At 68.8% G+C, this 19,348-nt stretch carries 15 protein-coding genes; 6 read left to right on the top strand and 9 right to left on the bottom strand.

Annotated features, from left to right (window positions below; translation table 11 throughout):
* Window positions 1-82 precede the first annotated feature (82 nt).
* Window positions 83-337, top strand: coding sequence for a hypothetical protein (locus tag LR394_RS37235; RefSeq protein WP_231449409.1), 255 nt, complete (start codon window positions 83-85; stop codon window positions 335-337).
* Between the two features lie 87 nt (window positions 338-424).
* Window positions 425-1,468 carry a zinc-dependent alcohol dehydrogenase gene (locus tag LR394_RS37240; RefSeq protein ID WP_231449410.1) on the top strand — a complete coding sequence of 348 codons (1,044 nt, stop codon included), beginning with the start codon at window positions 425-427 and terminating at the stop codon, window positions 1,466-1,468.
* 63 nt (window positions 1,469-1,531) lie between these two features.
* Here the strand turns inward: LR394_RS37240 and eda are convergent, their stop codons facing one another.
* From eda to manD, 6 genes are all read right to left on the bottom strand, one after another.
* A complete protein-coding gene (gene eda / locus LR394_RS37245) occupies window positions 1,532-2,158 on the bottom strand; it encodes a bifunctional 4-hydroxy-2-oxoglutarate aldolase/2-dehydro-3-deoxy-phosphogluconate aldolase (protein ID WP_231449411.1) in 627 nt (208 codons plus the stop codon).
* 32 nt (window positions 2,159-2,190) lie between these two features.
* The gene (locus LR394_RS37250) at window positions 2,191-3,192 is read right to left on the bottom strand and encodes a sugar kinase (RefSeq protein WP_231449412.1); all 1,002 of its coding nucleotides are present in this window, start codon (window positions 3,190-3,192) and stop codon (window positions 2,191-2,193) included.
* 35 nt (window positions 3,193-3,227) lie between these two features.
* A complete protein-coding gene (locus LR394_RS37255; RefSeq protein ID WP_231449413.1) occupies window positions 3,228-4,253 on the bottom strand; it encodes an L-idonate 5-dehydrogenase in 1,026 nt (341 codons plus the stop codon).
* Complete coding sequence (locus LR394_RS37260) at window positions 4,250-5,626, bottom strand: MFS transporter (protein ID WP_231449414.1); 1,377 nt, start codon at window positions 5,624-5,626, stop codon at window positions 4,250-4,252. The genes LR394_RS37255 and LR394_RS37260 overlap by 4 nt, the downstream gene beginning before the upstream one ends.
* Before the next feature lie 112 nt (window positions 5,627-5,738).
* The gene (locus LR394_RS37265) at window positions 5,739-7,214 is read right to left on the bottom strand and encodes a mannitol dehydrogenase family protein (protein ID WP_231449415.1); all 1,476 of its coding nucleotides are present in this window, start codon (window positions 7,212-7,214) and stop codon (window positions 5,739-5,741) included.
* A complete protein-coding gene (gene manD, locus LR394_RS37270; RefSeq protein ID WP_331283132.1) occupies window positions 7,211-8,419 on the bottom strand; it encodes a D-mannonate dehydratase ManD in 1,209 nt (402 codons plus the stop codon). Before manD ends, LR394_RS37265 begins: the two co-directional genes overlap by 4 nt.
* Window positions 8,420-8,535: 116 nt before the next feature.
* Here manD and LR394_RS37275 point away from each other — a divergent pair, with 116 nt between their 5' ends.
* Complete coding sequence (locus tag LR394_RS37275) at window positions 8,536-9,252, top strand: GntR family transcriptional regulator (protein WP_231449416.1); 717 nt, start codon at window positions 8,536-8,538, stop codon at window positions 9,250-9,252.
* 10 nt (window positions 9,253-9,262) lie between these two features.
* Here the strand turns inward: LR394_RS37275 and LR394_RS37280 are convergent, their stop codons facing one another.
* Entirely contained in the window at window positions 9,263-9,544 is a 282-nt protein-coding gene (locus LR394_RS37280) for a hypothetical protein (protein WP_231449417.1), read from the bottom strand.
* 2,276 nt (window positions 9,545-11,820) lie between these two features.
* Here LR394_RS37280 and LR394_RS37285 point away from each other — a divergent pair.
* Window positions 11,821-12,741: a hypothetical protein gene (locus LR394_RS37285; protein ID WP_231449418.1), complete on the top strand. Its 921-nt coding sequence runs from the start codon at window positions 11,821-11,823 to the stop codon at window positions 12,739-12,741.
* Between the two features lie 301 nt (window positions 12,742-13,042).
* A complete protein-coding gene (locus LR394_RS37290; RefSeq protein ID WP_231449419.1) occupies window positions 13,043-15,718 on the top strand; it encodes an Lsr2 family DNA-binding protein in 2,676 nt (891 codons plus the stop codon).
* A gap of 62 nt (window positions 15,719-15,780) precedes the next feature.
* Here the strand turns inward: LR394_RS37290 and LR394_RS37295 are convergent, their stop codons facing one another.
* Window positions 15,781-16,896, bottom strand: coding sequence for a phosphotransferase family protein (locus tag LR394_RS37295; RefSeq protein WP_231449420.1), 1,116 nt, complete (start codon window positions 16,894-16,896; stop codon window positions 15,781-15,783).
* Window positions 16,893-18,281 carry a glycosyltransferase family 9 protein gene (locus LR394_RS37300; protein WP_231449421.1) on the bottom strand — a complete coding sequence of 463 codons (1,389 nt, stop codon included), beginning with the start codon at window positions 18,279-18,281 and terminating at the stop codon, window positions 16,893-16,895. The genes LR394_RS37295 and LR394_RS37300 overlap by 4 nt, the downstream gene beginning before the upstream one ends.
* A gap of 84 nt (window positions 18,282-18,365) precedes the next feature.
* On the opposite strand from LR394_RS37300, the gene LR394_RS37305 reads away from it, so the two are divergent.
* A complete protein-coding gene (locus tag LR394_RS37305; RefSeq protein ID WP_231449422.1) occupies window positions 18,366-19,253 on the top strand; it encodes a hypothetical protein in 888 nt (295 codons plus the stop codon).
* The last annotated feature ends 95 nt before the right edge of the window (window positions 19,254-19,348 follow it).

Below are 19,348 nucleotides of genomic sequence, written 5' to 3' on the forward strand. Positions count from 1 at the left end.
CCCGATTCTTTTCGCCATTCCCCCACGATCTTGAACCTTCACGGGCCACAATCTTTCCGTGAACGGGGGGAACCATCAGACCATGAGAGAAAACACCCAGGGCCCGGATCGAAACCGGATCGTCGCCATGGCCGCCAGCCGTGAAAGCTGGTACCTGGCAATGGCTTACGTGCGGCAGGAATTTCCGCAGCCAATTCCGGTGGCCCAGACAGCCCGGAATACCGAAAGCAAAGCCGACCACGCCGACAGGAAAAGGAAGCGAACCCTTTTCCGGGGACTTCGGCGCCGCCGGGCCGGCCTGCCGGTCGGGCTGAATATCATCCGCCCCGCCGACTGACGGCACGATCGCGACATAGCCGACACCTGTAGCCCATCTGAGGACCCCGGCTCCGGCCCGGCCTTCGCCAGATCTACAGTTGAGCGCGTGACTACCTCATATGCCAAGGTCAACGGCGTATCCAGCCTCACCGTCGTCCAGGAGGAAGCGCCCACCGCGCTCGCGCCGGGCATGGTGCAGGTCGGCATTACTTATTGCGGCATCTGCGCCACCGACACCCACAACTACACCAGCGGCGGCCAGATCCCGGCCGCCGTGTTCGGTCACGAGTGGACCGGCGTGGTCGAGGCCACCGCCGACGACGTGACCGACCTGCCGGTGGGCACCCGCGTCATCGCCAGCGTCGGTGCGGCGTGCGGGATCTGCGCCCAGTGCCAGGCCGGCCACCCGGGCCACTGCGACCTGGCCTTCGCCGAGGCCAACGGCGTGGCCCCGGGCTCACCGGTGCACGGCGCCTTCGCCCAGACCCTGGTGGTCTCCGCCCGCCGGGTGATGCCCGTGCTGGACGGCCTCAGCGACATCGAGGCCGCCCTGGTCGAACCCACCGCCGTCACCTTCCACGCGGTGCGTCGCACCCACCAGGAACTCGGCGCGATCGTGGTGGTGCAGGGCGCCGGCCCGATCGGCCTGCTCGCCGCCCAGCACGCCCGCCACGCCGGTGCCGGGCACCTGGTGGTGATCGAGCCCAACGAGCGGCGCCGCGAGGCCGCGACCAAGCTCGGCTTCACCGACGTGCTGGCCCCGGGCGAGGCCGCCAGGGCTCGCGTACTGGAGCTGAGCAACGGCCTGGGCGCCGACGTCCTGTACGAATGCACCGGTGTGGCCGCGCTTCTGCAGCCCTCGGCCGAGCTGGTCCGGCGCGGCGGCACCCTGTCGCTGCTGGGCTTCCCGATGACCGATTCCACGGTCAGCTACGGCGACTGGCAGATCCGCGAGCTCACCGTGATCGGCTCGCTGGCCTATACCCGCGACGACTTCCTCGGCGCCCAGCGGGCCATCGCCGACGGTTCGGTGCGCGTGGCCGACCTGCACACCGGCACCATCGGCCTGGGCGAACTGGCCGCCATGCTCGACGAACTCGACTCCGGCAAGACCGACCACGCCAAGGTCCTGCTCGACCCCCGACGCTGAAGCCTCCGATCAACAGACGCGGCGCGCGCCCCGGACCAGGACGCGCGCCGCAGACAATCAGGCTCAGCCGGCCGCGCGAGCGGCAGCCACCGCCTCGGCTGCCAGCCGGGTGATCTCGGCCCAGTTACCGGCGTTGACCAGCGACTTGTCCACCATCCAGCTCCCGCTGACGGCCGGCACGCACGGCAGGGCCAGGTACTCGCCGAGGTTGTCCAGGCTGACCCCACCGGAGGGCATGAACGTGATCCCACCGAACGGCGCCGACAGGGCCTTGATCATCTTCGGCCCGCCGAGCAGCCCGGCCGGGAAGAACTTGACCTCACGCAGCCCCAGCGAGACCGCCGTCATCAGATCGGTCGAGCTCGAGATCCCCGGCAGCGCAGGCACGCCCAGCTCCTGCGCCCGTCGCACCACGTCGGCGTTGATCCCGGGGCTGACCACGAACGTCGCGCCCGCCGCAACCACCTCGTCGACCTGAGCCGGGGTCAGCACCGAGCCCGCGCCGACCGTCATACCCTCGAGCTCGGTCAGCCGCCGGATCCCTTCCAGCCCGGCCTCGGTACGCAGGGTCACCTCCATCACCGCGATCCCCCCGGCCAGCAGGGCCTCACCGAGCGGGACGGCCTGATCCGCCTCGTCGATCACGACGACGGGGACGACCGGGTGAGCAGCGAGCAGCGGGGCGCTCATAGCGTTGGTTCTCCTCAGTTCAGCAACAGATCTCAACGACGGACGTCGGTGCTGCCGTGGTCGGCAGCCTCGAGTTCGCTCCGGGTCGGCAGAGCCTCCCAGTCACCGATGGCCTGGCAGACGATCCCGCCCAGACGGTTGGCCCGGGCCAGGCATTCGGGCATGGAACCGCCGTCCAGCAGAGCGGAGAGATACCCACCGACGAACGCGTCCCCCGCCCCGACCGCGTCGGTCACCTGGACCGGAGTGGTCGGGCTGCGATGAAGGACGCCGCTCTGCTCCAGGCCAAGGGCACCGGTGGCACCCAGCTTCAGGACGGTCGACCCACCCGAGTGCAGATGCTCCGCCAGCGCCTCCCCGGCCTCGAAGCTCTCGCCCACCTCGCCGACGAAATCCCGGCGGGAAGCGAGCACCGCCTCTTCGGGCCCGGCGAACACCAAGTCCGAGAAGTGAGCCAGCCGGCCCAGGGCCCCGACGGCGTGCTCCGGGCCGCCCCTCCACAGCGTGGTCCGGTAGTTCACGTCGAAAGAGACCAGGGTCTGGTTCTCCCGAGCGATCTGAATGGCGTGGCTCAGCGCCGTGAAGGTCTCGTCGCCCTCCCCCAGCGCCGGGGTGATCCCGGTCAGGTGCAGGACCGCGGCCCCAGCGATCACCTCGCGGTACGCCTCGACGTGTTCGCTGGTCAGCTTGGACGCCGCACTGCCGGCCCGGTAGTACCGCACCCCGACCGTGCGACCGCCGCGCGCCTCCTTGACCATCAACCCGGTCGGGGCAGCCTCATCACGCTCAGCCAGCACGGTGACACCCTCGGCCCGGATCTCGCGCTCGACCAGCGTCCCGAAGTCGTCGTTCCCGAGCCGGCTGATCCAGGTGACCGGATGCCCCAGGCGGGCCAGCGCGATGGCGACGTTCGACTCCGCGCCCCCGATGCCCAGCGTCATCGGTGCCCCGTCCCGCAGCCGCGGGGCCGCGGGCGGCGTCAGCAGCGCCATCGTCTCGCCGATGGTTACAACGCCCTCACCCTGCAGTGCCATGCCACCCATCCGTCTTCCTCGACCGAGCGAAACCCTCACCCAATATGCAGCATCACCTTGCTGCTCCCGCTCGCAGGGTCGAGCGCCACCCGCAGGGCCTGCCCGGCCTGCTCCAGTTCGAAGGTGTGGGTGATCAGCGGACCCACGTCCAGGCCGTCCCGCATCGCCTCGATCGCATCGGTGATCTCGTCCACGAACCGGTACGAGCCGATCCAGGTGATCTCTCGCGTCACCAGATCGCCCAGCGCCGCCTGCACTTCCGAGCCCGGAAGATTGCCGACCTGCACCAGCGTGCCGCCGCGGGCCGTGGCCCGCAGCACCGAACCCAGCGCTCGCGGCGAACCGGAGGCCTCGAACACGATCTCGACGTCCTGCGGCAGCTCACCGCCGGTGGCCACGTTGACCGTCGCGTCCGCACCCATCTGCTTGGCGATCTGCAGGGCGCTGTCGCTGACGTCCGAGGCGATGATCGTGTCTGCCCCGCAGTACTTTGCGGCCGCCACGACCAGCGAGCCGATCGGTCCGGCGCCGTTCACCAGCACCGTCTTGCCGTGCAGGCTGCCGACCCGGCCTACGGCATGGAAGGCCACGCCCAAAGGCTCGGCCAGAGCGCCGTGTTCGGTGGTGACTTCTGCGGGCAGCACCCGGATCTGGTCGGCCCGGGCACTGCGGTACTGGCTGAACCCGCCGTCGGTGTGCGGGTCGAACGCCGCCGAGCCGAAGTACCGCGAAGGTGTGTACAGGTTGGTCCGGCCCTTGAGCCGTTCGGGCATTTCCCCGTCGCCGACCAGCGTCGCCGGGTGCACGGTGACCGCCTGTCCTTCGGAAAGGCCGCTCACTCCAGCACCGAGACGGGCGATGCGCCCGGCGATCTCGTGCCCCAGCACCAGCGGATGCTTCAGCTGGGCGGTGCCGGATGCGCCGTTCTTGAAGTAGGAGGTGTCCGAGCCGCAGATCCCGCCCCATTCCACGGCGATCAGCACCTCGCCCTCGCCGGGGACCGGGTCGGGCAGTTCGTCGATCCTCAGGTCCTCAGGACCGTGCACCACGGCGGCTTTCACGCAGCGTCCTCCAGGGCAGACAGGTCGCGGTCGGCCACCTCGGGCATCAGGTAGGCGGTGACCAGGGCGATGAACGAGTAGACGATGAGCATGGCGGCGATCGGCCACCAGCTGTTGAAGGCGGCGGTCAGGCCGGCCGCGATCACCGGGCCGGCCGCCACGGTGGCCAGACCACCGAGTTCCTTGGCCAGACCGACCTGGGTGAACCGGTTGCGGCCGCCCAGCAGCTCGGACATGGTGACGTTCTCCAGGGCGAAAAGGCCCACCACGGCGACGTTGTAGCCCAGGATCATGCCGATCACCAGGCCCGGGGTGCTGCCGCTGGTGACCAGCAGGAGCATCGGGAAGGCCAGGAGCATCGACAGCGTGCTCATCACCATGTACATCGGGCGGCGGCCGAACCTGTCGCTGAGCATGCCGATGAACGGGACCGTGGCGAAGCCCAGGACCGAGCCGATCAGCAGCGAGTCCGTGGCCACCGACTTGTCCAGGCCCAGGGTGGTGCCGATGTAACCGACCAGGAAGGTCTGCACCAGCCCGGAGTTACCGGCCTGACCGATCCGCAGGCCCAGCGCCAGGAAGAACGCCTTGCCCTTGTTCGCCTTCAGCCCGGCCTCGAGCTTGCTCTCCTTCACTTCCGCACGGTCCAGCGCCACACCGTCGACCACGTCGTCCCGGGCCTCGAAGACCGGGCTCTCCTTGACGTTACGGCGGATCCAGAGCGCCAGGATCAGCAGCACGAAGCTGGCCAGGAACGGGATCCGCCAGCCCCAGCTGTGCAGCTGCTCCTCGCTCAGCACGGCCAGCAGCAGCGCCCAGATACCGGTGGCGACCAGCGTGCCGGAGTTGGTGCCCAGCGCGATCAGCGAAGAGATCAGTCCCCGGCGGCGTTTCGGCGCGTACTCCACCAGCATCACCGTGGCTCCGGCGATCTCGGCGCCGGCACCGAAGCCCTGCACCAGCCGCAGCACCACCAGCAGGGCCGGGGCCAGCAGGCCGATCTGCGCGTAGGTCGGCAGCGCACCGATCAGCGTGGTCGAAACACCCATCATCGCAATGGTGATGAACAGGACCCGCTTGCGACCGAGCTTGTCGCCCATCCGCCCGAAGTAGACGGCACCGGCCAGCCGGGCCACGTACCCCACGCCGTACGTCGCCATCGCGGCCAGCAGGCCGATCGCCGGGCTGACGTCGGGGAAGAAGATCTCGTTGAAGACGATCGCGGCAGCCAGCGAGTACAGCTGAAAGTCCATGAACTCCATGGCGGTGCCGAGCCAGCCGGACACCGCGGCCTTCGACAGGTCCTTGGTGGACCGCTCCGGCACGCCCCCGGGTGGTGGCGTGTCGTTCAGGGCCGAGGCCTCTGCGCTCATCGATTGCTCCCTTGCTCATCGACGGGCCCGTCCATGGGGCCCTTGTGTGGCAGTTGAAATATACAAGCCCTGTCGCGAAGGGCAAGACCCGGTTCGGAAACTGGTCGACCAGCTACTGCAGCGGTACGTGACCGGCCGCGAGGTCCGGCAGCAGAGCCTCGGCCGAGCGCGTCAGATCGGCGTCTTCGGCCAGGTCAGCAGCACCCAAGACGTTCAGCAAGCGCGCAACGACCCCGCTCGGCGAGCCCCGCCAGCAGCCCGCCAGCGCTGCGGTGGCCGGATCCGTAGTACCGAAGAGCTGACCACCGGAGGACGCGTCGGGCCGGGTTGCGTGGGCCCACGCGGCTAGCGCAAGGGTCTGGTTGGGGCCAACTGGGGACGCTTGCTCCCGTAGGTCGCGCAGCACGGTCACCCAGCGCTGGGGCAGCTTGAGCGATCCGTCGGAACCGATCTGCCGTAGCTCGTGATGAATGGCGTTGTTACTGAACCGGGCAACCAGGCTCTCCGCGTACCGCAGCGGATCAGGGCCACCGTTCGGAAGGGTCGCGGCAACTTCGGCCGCGTACCCCCGCACGAACGTCGCGCCCCAGTCGGTAGCCAGTACGTCGGCGATGGTGCGGCATCCGGCAGCGAGTCCTAGGTAGGCCAAGCCGGAGTGACTGCCGTTGAGCAGCCTCAGCTTGGTCAGCTGGTACGACGCTACATCGTCCACAAACTGGGCCCCGCCGTGTTCCCAGGCCGGCCGGGCCGCACGGAATGCGTTCTGCAGTACCCACTGGCTGTACGGCTCCCCCGCCACTGCGAGGCCGTCCTGCACACCGAGCCGGGCTGCCGCCTCGGCCAGGTCCGCCGCACTTGTCGCCGGGACGATCCGGTCGACCACGGTGGACGGGAAACCTACGGACGTGTCCAGCCAGTCGAGCACCTTGTCGCTGTCGGCCCAACCAGCCGCGGCGACGAATTCCCGCACCACGCCGGCCAGGACCGAACCGTTGCCGTCCAGATTGTCACAGGAGACGACATCGATCGGCGCGCCAATCGTCCTCAAGCGGTTCGCCAACGACACCGCCAGGCGAGCCACCACCGTGCCGACCACCGCATCAGCCGGGTTCTTACGGCTCAGGTCCAGGTCGGCGGCAATCCGCGGGTCGGCGAGGTTCAGCCGTCCGCTGGCCGGATCACGGTGATAGCCCTTCTCCGTGACGGTCAGCGTGATCGTGCTGACCTCGGCCGATCGGATCAGGGTGTCGAGCGCAGCCGCGTCATGGCTCAGGTGCAACGCGCCGGACAGCGCCGCCACCACCCGCGGCTGCGAACCGCCCGGTGAGCGCGTGGTAACCGAGAACAGGTAGTCCTGCTCGCGAGCGCGCTGCACCACCGAGGCATCGCGCGGCGCGACCGCCACGATCCCGGTCGCCTGCCCCGTGGCCTCCGAAGCCGCCTCGGTGTAGACGGCCTGGTGAGCCCGGTGAAAAGCTCCCAGCCCGAAATGCACTACCTGCGGCCGTAGCTCACGAGGATCGACCAGTGGGCGCGCGTTCTGATCCAGTCTGTTCAGGCTCGCCAGGCCGAGAAGTTTTTCGCTCACCAGTCGTGCACCGACCCGTCCAGACGCCGCGCCACCGGCAGGTACTTCGGGTCGTAGGGGAAGCGCTCGGCCGCCTTCTCGTCGTACTCCACGCCCAGGCCGGGTTCGTCGGACAGGTCCAGCATGCCGTTCTTGAGCGTGACGTTGGTCCGGAACACCTGCATGGTCTCGGCCACGTGCGGCATGTACTCCTGGATGCCGAAGTTCGGCACGGTCAGGTCCACGTGCACGGCTGCGGCCAGCGAGATCGGCGACAGGTCGGTGGCACCGTGCGATCCGGTGCGCACCTGGTACAGCGCCGCCAGATCGAAAATCCGCCGCAGGTGCGTGATCCCGCCCGCATGCACCACGGTCGTCCGGACGTAGTCGATCAGCTGCTCGGTGATCAGGTCCTTGACGTCCCAGATCGAGTTCAGGATCTCGCCGGTCGCGATCGGCGTGGTGGTGTGCCGGCGGATCAGCCGGAACGCCTCCTGGTTCTCGGCCGGCGTCGGGTCCTCCATCCAGAACAGGCGCAGGTCCTCGACGCTCTTGCCGAAGCGGGCGGCCTCGATCGGGGTGAGCCGGTGGTGCACGTCGTGCAGCAGGTGGAAGCCGTAGCCGAACTTCTCGCGCACTTCCCGCAGATAGGTGGGGGCGAAGTCGAGGTAGGCCTCGGTGGACCAGGGCTGCTCGTCGGGCAGGCTGCCGTTGGCGGGCTCGTAAACCTCCCCCTTACGCACGCCGTAGCTGCCACCTAGGCCTGGAACGCCGGTCTGCGCGCGGATCGCCTGGTACCCCTGGTCGCGGAACTTGGCCACGTCGTCGAGCAGTGAGGGTACGTCTGTGCCGGAAGCGTGGGAGTAGACCATCACGCCGTCGCGGGAGCGGCCGCCCAGGAGCTGGTACACCGGAAGACCGGCCACCTTGCCCTTGATGTCCCACAGCGCTACGTCCACGGCCGCGATCGCCGTCATCGTCACCGGGCCGCGCCGCCAGTACGCCCCCTTGTACAGGAACTGCCAGATGTCCTCGATCCGGGCGGGGTCGCGGCCGATCAGCAAAGGGACGAGGTGGTCACGTAGGTAGCTGGCGACGGCCAGTTCCCGCCCGTTGAGCGTCGCGTCGCCCAGCCCGGTCACCCCGTCGGACGTGGTGATCCGCAGGGTGACGAAGTTGCGGCCCGGGGAGGCGACAAAGACCTCCGCGCGTTCGATCGTGCTCACTGACCCATCTCCTTCGGCGGCTCCAGCTCCAATGCAAGCGCTAATATACAAGAACATGTTCATCAGGCGGGTGTCGCGGCCCGGTCCTGGCGAGGAGGTCGATTACGATGGCCGGTATGTCCCCCCGAAAAGCCGGTGGCAGCAGCCGGCAGGCCGTCTACGACTCCCTTCGACGGCGCATCCTCGGACTCGAACTGGCCCCCGGCACCGCGCTGTCCGAGAACGACCTCGCCGCCGAGCTCGGGGTCTCCCGCACCCCGGTGCGCGAGAGCATGATCCTGCTGTCCGAAGAAGGCCTGGTGCAGGTCTTCCCCAAGGTCGGCACCTTCGTCTCCCGGGTCGACGCCACCAAGGTCGCCGACGCCCAGTTCCTACGCGAGGCCGTCGAACTCGCCGCCCTGGACGACGTGCCGCTCACCCCGGACGACGAACTCGTCGCCCTGCTGCGCGAAAACCTCACCCAGCAGCAGACCCCCGGCATCGACCGCGAGGACTTCTTCCGCCTGGACGAGGAGTTCCACCACCTGCTGCTGCGCCTGAGCGGCCACGGCAACTCCTGGTCCACCGTCGCCTCGGCCAAGGGCCACCTCGACCGCGCCCGCCGCCTCGGCCTGAACGAGGTCGGCTCACCCCGGCCCTTCATCGACCAGCACGCCGACGTGCTCGACGCCGTGCTCTCCGGCAACACCGAGGCCGCCCGCACCACCCTGCGCCACCACCTGCGCGCCGTCTTCGAAGACGTCGAACGCGTACGCCGCCGCTCCCCCGAACTCTTCGCCGCCGACCCCGACGCCGTACCCGTGCGCCGCAGCGTCGCCGTGTGGGGCAACTAGGACTGAGACGTCACAGGCGGTCGGCGCGTCTCCAGAGGTCGCGGAGCATGCGCGGGAACACCACGAACCAGCAGACCACGCCGACGAAACCGAACGGAACGAGCCAGTAGACGAACCACAGCAGCGGCAGGGTCACCACGACGGTGCCGATCAGCCGTCCGGCCAGGCCGTAGGTGACCACGGTGGCGTCCCACTTGCCAACACCGATGTGGCTGCGCTCGCGGGCCTTACGGGCGTCGGCGGCTGCGGACGTGAAGTGCTCGGGGGCGGGCTCTTCGGCGTCTTCGCTCACGGGGGCGTAGCAGCGCAGGCACCAGTCCACCTCGTGGGTAAGCAAAGCTCCGCATGCACAGCGGGGTTGGGGCACGTTCAGACTCCGCCTGGGCTGGACACCGGGTTGCTGTAGTTCGGTCGTGGGCTCACCTGATAGGCCAAGTTGGGACGTTCGGGGGCCATGGGTGCCTGAGGAGCCGGTGGTCTCGGGGGTTCGTTGACGGCAGCGGGCGGGCTTGGCGTGTTGGGTAGAGATGAGGGCTTGGCCAAAGGGGGCGGGGAAGAGAGCGCCGGAGGTTGGGGCATGGGCTGGACGGTCTGAGCGCCTACCGAACCTGGACCGTTGGCCGGAAGGTTTGCGGCGGTGGGCATTCCGGGTGCGCCAGCTCCGGGCATGGTGCCGGCGGTCGACAAGGGACCCGCGGCTAGAAGCGCGCCGGTGCTGGAAGCTGCTCCCGGTCCTGGCAGTGCGGGACTGACGCCAGACATGGCGCCCGCGCTCGCCGCTGACAGGACACCGGATGTTGCACCGGCCAGGCCGACCGACCCAGGCGTGCCGGCAACTCCGGCGCCGTTTGCCCCCGGTACGGCGCCTGCCAGTGCTCCAGTAACGCCTCCGGCGCCCAAGACACCACCTGGCATGCTGACTGCCCCAACACCAGCTCCGGCTGCAGCCCCTGGCCCGCCGCCCGCTCCAGCAACACCCCCAGCGCCAGACCCCGCACCCAGCACACCACCTACCCCTGCGCTGCCAACGCCCGAAGGGCCACCCAGTCCACCAACACCCGGTAGACCACTCATCCCGGCTCCAGGTAATCCGCGCGCCCCCGCAATTTCGCCAGTACCTGGTGAGCCACCCACTGCGGCAGCGCCGCCAACTCCCGGCGCGCTTCCTGCGCCGGAAAGACCCCCAACGCCAGGCAGCCCAGCAGCACCACCAACGCCCTGGGAAGCATTTACTCCGGCCATGCCACCAACGCCAGGCACGCCGCCGACTCCCCCGGGCATTCCGACTACCCCAGAAACGCCGCCTGCCCCTGGCAACGAACCTGCACCCGGGACACCCGCTCCAGCGGACGTATCACCTCCCGGCGCAGCCCCCGCCCCTGGCAAGCCAATCGACCCAGCCGTGCCTCCCGTGCCTGCAGCACCCGCCATACCCCCACCTGGCAGGGCTCCCGCCAGCGGACCAGCGCCAGGCAAGCCCCCGCCGACAACCCCGCCCGGCGCCGCACCAGTGCTCAGGCCCGTGGCCGCGCCGGCATCGCCACCAGGATTGGCCGCTCCCCCGGGCCACCCCACCGACCCAAGCTGAGCCGCATGCCCCACCACCCCGACGGCATTGCCCTCGTAGGCCGAAAGCAACACCGCACGCAAAGGATTCGCCCCCGCCGGAGCAGCCCCCGGCCCAGAAGCGGCCGATCCAGCCCCAGCCGAGCCAGCACCGGTTGAGCCAGCAGCAGTTGAGCCAGCGCCGCCCGAACCGGAACCAGCGGCAGCCGAACCAGATGCCGCCGAACCTGGGCCAACCAAGCCACCGGCAGAGTCATTCGTCCCACCAGCAGACCCTGAGGCCCCTGATCCGCCCACCCCAGAAGCAGACTCACCCCAACCCCGCGCACCCGAACCCTCGACCGAGCCCGAAATCAGATTCATCACCGCGGCATTCGCAGCCGTCATCCGCGCGTTCATGTCCGGCGAAACCGGCGCGGCCGCACTACCCAACGGTTGCGTAACCGCAGCCACCGACTGAGGCTCCTGCTTCTGCAGGCCCAGCTGCAACAGAGCCTGCGGCGGCGGGACCGGGTCCACCGGCGCGGCCGGCATCTGGTCCTGGGCCGAGCGCTTCCCGTCCGAACGCGGCCCCGCAACCCGTTCTTCGTCCGGCACCGGAGTCTGCTCGGTCAGGTCTACGCCGCAGTACTCGCAGAACTGCCAGTCGTCATGGATCAACAGGTCGCAGTTCGGGCATTTCAGCTTCGCCGCCAGCTGTTCCCAGGGCGCACGCAGCCAAGGAGAATTGTCCACGCGCATCCTCCCGTCACCCGAACAGGCGCGCTCCACCCGACCCGTCCATTGCTCTTAATCTCGACCCCACCGCGCCGGATGTGCGCAAGCTCGTACTCGTTCCCTCCAATGGGTGAAGGCGGTCGCCGACCGCGCCGACTAGGCAAAGATCCGCAGGACGAGCCCTTGGCAACCCGACGGATGGAACGCCTGCGCCAGTACCCGCGTCCTAGATCTGGGGTGGCACGAGGACGCGAAGCGAGAAGATCGTCGAGGGGGCGACCACTCATGCAGGACAACACCGACCGCAAGCGCACCAACCCAGCGAACACCAGCCGGCGTCAGCAGATCCTGATGACGGCGATGGCGGTGACCGCGATAGTGGCCATCGTGACCGTTGTGGTGGGGCCGTGGCGAGGAGGCGACGTGAACCAGGACGTAACCCCAGGGCGACCGGAACTGCTGGTGCCCCAACCGCCCGAGACGGACACGAGCCGTCCGCACATCATCGTTCGCCCGCAGACCGTGCCCGTGGACGGCGCCGACGTGGCCCTGATCTTGGCCAACCCCACCCCCGAGGAGGCCTTCTTCGGTGTCTCCGGCCTGCTGCAGCGCTGGAACGGATCCACCTGGAGCGACCACCGTCAGGTGGTCACCGGGACCGGCCCCGATCAGTCCCCCGGGCGCCTGCACAGCCTGGACGAGCAGGTCATCGTCCCGATGATCGCCCTGAGCGCCCCCGCGAGGGGGTTCGCGCAGCCGGTCTGGACCCATGTGCAGGACATCGATGCCGGCTGGTACCGCTTCAAGTTCAACACCGCCACCGGCATCTTCCAGGTCAGCGACACCCCGTCGGAGAAGATCGTCCGCTCCACCACCCCGATCGGTTTCAGCGGGATCTCCGTGGTCCAGGCCGGCAGCGCGGCGAAGCTGGAGCTCGAAGCCTTCCCGCGCACCCCGATCAGCGGCAGCTTCGATCTTGACCAGCACGTCGGCGACTACACCAGCACGGCCAGGATCGAACGTCTGGACGGTGATCGCTGGGTGGTGATCCCCTCGGACACTGTCCAGACCGTCAACGGCACCCCGGCCAACGGGTCCTTCGTGGTGCAACTGCCCGAACTTGAGACGGGTGTGTACCGGGTGAGCAGAGAGGCGAGCGTGGCCGGACGGGTCGAGTCGCTGTTCTGGTCGCTGCCGCTGTCCTGAGGTCTTCACGGGAGGTGCCCGCCCGACGATCAATGCGATAACGAAGACCTACCCATGAGTCGGACAGCCCGGATGACCTGCCCGAACGTGATATCAACGGATCCAACTACGGCGTTTTCACCGCGATCCGGAGAGCATCATGGGTTTCCTAGACAGATTTCGTATACGCCGCGCAGGGCAGCCTGCACGGTCGGTGGAGGAAACAACCTCCGACTCCGGCGTTCCCACCGATCAGCCCAGATACGCGGTGATAGCGCTCCAATCGTCCGCCTTAGGGGCGAATCGGCCTCAGGTCACCGAGATGGCGGTGGTCACAACCGACCTGTGGGGACAGGTGGTCGACGAGTGGCAGAGCGGTAGCCAGACACTGGCCGATGTCATCACTGAGGTGAACCAGCGACTGGCGGGCGCCGCGATCGTCGCGCACAACGCCGAGTTCGACCTGGCGCTGCTGCGTGCCGAGTACCGGCGGGCCGGCTGGAAGCTGCCGCAGGTGCCCACCCTGAGCACCCTCGAAGCCTCCGCGTACTACCTGCCCGCGCTGCAGCGTCGTCGTCTGGCCGATCTCTCCTCGGCCCTCGACGTCCCGCAGGGCAAGTCTGGCTCCGCGCTCGAAGACGCCCGCACCACCGCAGCGCTGCTCACCGTGTTCATCAGCCCGAAGACCGGGAAGCCCCCGCTGCCCGCCCACCTCGACGGCCTGCCTGCCCAGGCGCAGAACGTCGCCTGGCCGACCGAGGCCACCCTCGAACCACGCACCGAAACGCCTTCCTCACCGAGCGTTTCTGCTGTCCCGGCCGTAAGCCCGGCCCTGGTAGAGCGTTTCTCGCTGCTCGACGCCCTGGACGAAGGCGCCAGCGTCGCCACGTTCGCCTACCTCGAGAAGCTCGCCGAACTCCTGCAGACCGGCACCGCCACCGCGCAGCACACCGCCGACCTGGCCCGTGTTGCCTCCGCCGAAGAGCTCACGCCGGAAGAAGTGGCCCGCGCCGACGATGCCTTCGTCCGCGCGCTCACCAATGCGGCGCTCGACAACGGAGCGGTCTCGACGACTGACCGCACCGAACTCCTCGCGCTGGCCGATCTTCTCGGTCTGGGCCAGCACGTGGTGCTGCAGATCCTCAATGCTGCCGGGGACGCCCGTCACGCCCGCGAAGCAGTCGGCGTCAAGAAACTGCCCACCGACTGGAACTTGGGCGAGCCGCTGCGGGTGGGCGACAAGGTCGTCTTCACCGGCGGTGATCCGGACGTACGGGCGCAGCAGGAGACCCAGTCTCAGGAGCTGGGCGTGCGCGTGGTCGGCGTGGTCTCCGAAACCACGGCGCTGCTGATCTCGGACCAGACGGTAGACGGAACTCGTGCTGCCCGCGCTCGTGAACTCGGAACTCGCACGGTCAGTCCCAGTGACTATGCGCTGCTGCTGGCCCACCTGCAGCCGTCGGCGCCTTCGGTCGAGGCGGTCACCTCCAAGCCGGTCGCCGAAGAACCAGAACTTGAGGACGCTGCCCCGCCCGTTCCCGAGGTGAAGTCGCCTTCGGGTGCGGTGGAGTCAGCAGACAAGGACGCGGAAACTGGCGTTCCGGCCCCAAAACCGGCTGCCGCTGAGGTCGAGTCAGGCGTCGGGTCCGGCACTGACGAAGTCTCTGCGGCTGCGGGTCCGAACTCAGCTGCAGACACTGACGTGGCACCGGCCGAAGACAAGGCGCCCGAAGCTTCGGCTGCGCCCGAGACTTCGGCTGAGCCCGAGGCTGAAGCCAAGGCCGGCGATGAGGTGACCGAACCCGAAGCTCTGGTCGAGGTCGGCGAGGCTGTGGTCGCAAACCCGAAGCCGGAAGCCAAGGCTGACGAGCCCGAAATTCAGTCTGAGGTCAAGGTTTCCCCGGAACCTGCTGCCGCCGAACCGGCCCAGGCGGAACCCACCCCGTCTGCCGAACCCGAGGCTCCCGCTGCGGAATCTTCTCCGGCCGAAGCATCCACGAAAACCCCCGCCGCGGAGACCAAATCCACGACCGGTCCGGAAACAAGCGCTGCGGAAGCAGCTTCGGCTCCGGCGTCGGAAGAGCCCGCCGCTGCAGCAACCGAACCTGTCGAAACTGAGGCCACCGAAGCGCAGACCTCGGAAGCCGAGCCCGTAACCCCGGCCAAGCGGACCACCCGCAAGCCGAGGACCACAACGCCGCGCAAGCCCCGGACGTCCATGCCGAAGATCACCGGCCCCAACTCAGCCGAACCGCAAGCCCCGGCCCAGGAACCGAAGCCCGAACCCGAGGCAGCTCCCACCCCCGAGGCCACTCCGGCTTCCGAGGCAACCCCGGTGCCCGAGGCAGCCTCGGTGTCTGAAGCAGCTCCGGCGGCGAAGGCCGCGCCCGAGCCTGAGGCGGCACCCGAACCCGAGGCAACTCCCGCTCCTGAGGCAACTCCGGCGGCCGAGGCAGTGCCCGAGCCCGAGGTAGCACCCGAAACCGAGGCAGCTCCCACCCCTGAAGCAACTCCAGAGCCCAAGGCCGCGCCCGAGCCCGAAGCGGCACCCGAACCCGAGGTAGCACCTCAGCCCGAAGCCGAGCCCGCCCCCAAACCGGCCCGCAAACCCCGCGCATCCAGGGCCAAAGCAGCGCCCCAGCCGGAACTCCCGGCCGAGGAACCGGAGGCCGCGCAGCTCGACTTCATCACCCCCGAGCCCGCACCCGCACCCCGTACTCGGCGCAAGGCAACCGCCCCCAAACCCGAGCCGGTCGAGCCGGAAGCCGAGGTAGTCGTCCCCAAGAAGGCGACTACCCGGAAGACCGCTGCCACCCGAACCCGAGCCGCCGCCAAGCCCGCCACCTCCGAACCCGAAACCGAAGAAGCCGCGCCCACCCCGCCCAAGACCGCCGAAGTGCGCGCCTGGGCCCGGGAGAACGGTCATCAGGTATCGGTCCGCGGCTCTCTGCCCAAGGAATTGATCGCCGCCTACATCGAGGCCCACTCCAAGAGCTGAGCCTTGTCGAGCCCGCGGCTGGATCTGCCCCGTCTAAGAGCAGATCCAGCCGCGCTTGGTGATCACCCGGCCCAGACCGTCTCCAGATCGATCTCCGTCACCTCGAAGACCCCGTTCTCCGGATCGACCAGCATCGGATGCCGGAAGATGCCCGGATTGAACAACGCCTCCCACTGCTCGGTCATCGCCTCCGGATCGTCCAGGATCGGCAATTCCCGCAGGGCCTCGAGCAGGTGCGACGGCCCCCGCCCGGCATGCATGATCGAGAACGCCAGGCACACCACCTCCCGGGCCCGGCCAACCGCGCAGATCTGTTCCGGTGAAGGCGTTTTCCCAGGACAGACTTCTTCATATCCCGTTCTTGCCTCGTGTATGGCGTGCGGCGAAGCACCGTAACGAGCTACGGCCACCTGCAGCCAGGAGAAATCATCGCTCCGGCTCCCCCAGCCTGCCTCGGCCCAGTCCAGCGCCACCGCTCCTCGGGGTCCGGCCACGCAGTTCAGCGGATGCAGATCACGATGAACCAGCAATGGACGCGGATCGGCCTCGAGCGCGCCGGTCACCCGATCTTGGAGCGCCTTGATCAGAGCCGCGACCACGGCCGGGCGCGCATGAAAGGGGTGAGTGGGTGAAGCCAGGGCGCGGGCCAGCAATGCGGCATCCAGACCACCCAAGGAGGTGGCGGGTCGACCATCAAGCAGGGCCAGGGCCGCCTCGCTGGATCCGATGTGGTGCAGCGTACCGATCAATTGCCCCAGGGAACGCGCCGTCAGGGGCTCGAACACGTCAGGCACGAACCGTCGAACCGACACCACGACCGACTCACCGTTGAGCGGGAACTCAAGGGGAACGTCCAAAAGCGTTTCTGGAATCGGGTTGTAGGAAATCGCGTCGCGGGCGAGGCAAACGTCCGCAATGCCATGGAGGGCCACCGTGACCTGATGTTCCCAGCGCAAGTTCGCTTCCTCCGCCGGAGTCGGCGAAAGGCAGAACTTGAGAACGATCTCGCCCGGCCGACCGTCGGTTTCAAACACCGGAGCGCTCAGAACCGTGCGGTGGCGATGACCCGGACCAGTCGGCAGGATTCGGCCGGCCCCGCGTGGCCGTAGCCCCAGCAGGTAGAGGCTGCGCCCCAGCACCGCAGCGCACTGGGTGCCGTTGAGCGCCGGCCGGTTCACCGGCGATCCGTGCTTCGGCGGGCCAGCTTGTTCAGGTTGGAGTCCAGATACAGCTGCCGGAGCAGGCTTTCCCCCTTGGAACGTTCCCGGGGGTGCCGCAGGTAGGCCATTTCGTCGCTGAAGTCGGTGAAATGCAGCCAGGCCGACGGGGTCAGGTCCAGGACCGCGAACGAGTCCTCGGCCGAGTGCCAGCCGCTGTGATGGGCCAGCGCCGCATGCGCGGCCTTGGCGAACTCGGCCTCGCCCAGCCGGTCCCAGCGCATCAGGTGCACGGCGGTCAGCGGCGAGGGATTGCGCCAGCGGATCGAACCCATCTGGAAGGCGTCGGGCTGTGACCAGTTGGCCAGCATGAGCTGATCGGCGCCGCGCTCGAACGACAGGCTCTCGGTACCGGCGAGCGCGGCCAGGTGCGTGTTGGAACCGGTTCCGGCCCCGATGCTTCCGCAGATCCGGGGGTCGGCGAGCAGGGCGGCGTACCCGCGCAACGTGATCGAGTCGGCGCCGCGCAGTTGGGTCACTCCGGGCACGGCGTGGGCCACTTCGTGCAGGCAGTCGATGTTGGCCTGGTCGGCGGGCTTGACCGGGGCGGCGACCAGGATGTCGTGCTCGTGCACCTGCTCGACGATCTTGCCCAGGACGGCGGCGTGCTGCTCGGAGGTGAGGGTGTTGTCGACCTCCTTGATCGCGTCGGTCTGGCGGGTATACGGGTTGGAGGCGGTCGGGTTGTAGATCAGGACGGGACGCCGGCCGGGCAGAAGATCGGCGAGCAGCTGGGCGGCAGCTTCCTGCTCGTCGGGGGTGAAGCGAAACTGTGTTCCGCTGCAGTCGGATTCGCCGTCTCCAGGGAAGACCGTGCTGGGGTGAGCGGCCCGGAAGTAGTTGAGCACTTTCTTGCCGCCGTCGGCGATCCGGCGCCCGAAGGCGTGCAGCGACCAACCCGCGTCCCAGGTTTTCAGGTACCGCCGCACTCCCGGATCGGGGCGGGTCAGCGACGGGAACGACGAGGGCGCAACCACGAGGTCGTAGCGGCGCAGCTCGGTGCGCTCGAGCTGCGCGATGTCGATCAGGGCGTCGAAGCGGCCGTCCCCGTACAGCGGCAGGTAGGCCGGGTGGCCGGCCAGGTCGATCGACGCCTGCGGGAAGTTCTGGTGCAGCCAGTCCAGCCAGGCGGCGTGCCGGAGGAAGTCGCCCAGGTACCAGCGGTCGGTGTCGTGCAGCCACAGCACCCGGGCGGCCGCGCCCACGTCCGGCACCAGCCCGGCCGGGGCCGTCCGGATCTGTTCGAGCACCGGTTCCAGCTGCGAGTGCAGCGGGGCCGACGGGGCCGGGGGCCGGATCGGCGCCTGCTCCTTGACCGACGCGCAGAGTTCAGCATGAGCCGTCATGGCTACGGTTATACCGCTAAGATTTGGGAAAATCCCAATTCTTCAGCCGGGCTGAGCTTCGTTCAACCAAGGAGAAGGCCGCGCATGACGTCGACCCACCACGAAGATCGAGATCCCCCGGAGGAGCCCCGCCCGACCGAGGCTCTGCGCCTGATGACCTGGGACGTCGCCGGTGCCCGGGAGGAGGTCAGCCGGCGGCAGGCCAAGTGGCTGGCTGCCTCGCCCTACGACGTCATGGTCCTGACCGGCGTCGACGCCCGCCACCAGGCCCTCGACGAGGCCCTGCGTGAGCACGGCCTCGAGACCCTCGCCCCGTCACGCCCTTCCAGCACCGGCAACGACCACATCGTGATCGCCGCCCGCCACCACCACCTGAGCCCGCTGGACGTCCCACCCCCGCGCGAGCAACCCCATCGCTGCGTACCGGCCCAGCTCACCCCGCTCCAGCACGCGCCCCTGCCCCCGACCCCGCTCGTCATCGCCGGGGTCTATGTGCCCGGCCACGGCGGACTGTCCCGGCGCCACGCCGACAAGCGGGCCTTCAAGCACGCCGGCAAGGTCTGGCTGCCCAAGGTGATCGCCGCCGCCGGTGAGCAGCCGCTGATCGTCGCCGGGAGCCTGAAACTGCAAGAGCCCGGCGAATTCTCCCGCTTCGCCGAGCTCGCTCCCTGGGAGTGCGACTTCTACTGGTCCTGGGCCCGGATGGGCCTCACCGACCTCTACCGCGCCACCCACCCCGACCAGGTCAGCCCGGACTCGCGCTGGTTCGGCCTGGACGACCTGAAGGTGCAGCGCTTCGACCAGATCTGGATCAGCGACGGCCATCTGCCCGGTTCGGGCTGCTCCTACGACGACCAGCCCGGCCGCGAAGGCCTCGGCGAATTCCCCGCCCTGACCGCCGAACTGGACTACGGCCCCCGACCGCGAGGCCACCACGCCGATCGCTCCTCGGGAAGACAAAGCACGTCATAGCGTGGCTTTGCCTTCCCGAGTCTTCCCGATCCGCCCGGTCGGGCGGGGAGCCTGAGCGCGGGCCCGGGCGGTGAGGCAAGATCGTGCCCATCGCT

Source organism: Kineosporia babensis, from assembly GCF_021129305.1.
Lineage (GTDB): Bacteria > Actinomycetota > Actinomycetes > Actinomycetales > Kineosporiaceae > Kineosporia > Kineosporia babensis.

Excerpts from the sequence above, each read along its gene's own strand:
- LR394_RS37235 (WP_231449409.1), top strand. The coding sequence starts at position 83 with ATGAGAGAAAACACCCAGGGCCCGGATCGAAACCGGATCGTCGCCATG.
- LR394_RS37290 (WP_231449419.1), top strand. The coding sequence starts at position 13,043 with ATGGCGGTGGTCACAACCGACCTGTGGGGACAGGTGGTCGACGAGTGG.
- LR394_RS37285 (WP_231449418.1), top strand. The coding sequence starts at position 11,821 with ATGCAGGACAACACCGACCGCAAGCGCACCAACCCAGCGAACACCAGC.
- LR394_RS37300 (WP_231449421.1), bottom strand. The coding sequence starts at position 18,281 with ATGACGGCTCATGCTGAACTCTGCGCGTCGGTCAAGGAGCAGGCGCCG.
- eda (WP_231449411.1), bottom strand. The coding sequence starts at position 2,158 with ATGAGCGCCCCGCTGCTCGCTGCTCACCCGGTCGTCCCCGTCGTCGTG.
- LR394_RS37305 (WP_231449422.1), top strand. The coding sequence starts at position 18,366 with ATGACGTCGACCCACCACGAAGATCGAGATCCCCCGGAGGAGCCCCGC.
- LR394_RS37250 (WP_231449412.1), bottom strand. The coding sequence starts at position 3,192 with ATGGCACTGCAGGGTGAGGGCGTTGTAACCATCGGCGAGACGATGGCG.
- LR394_RS37260 (WP_231449414.1), bottom strand. The coding sequence starts at position 5,626 with ATGAGCGCAGAGGCCTCGGCCCTGAACGACACGCCACCACCCGGGGGC.
- LR394_RS37275 (WP_231449416.1), top strand. The coding sequence starts at position 8,536 with ATGTCCCCCCGAAAAGCCGGTGGCAGCAGCCGGCAGGCCGTCTACGAC.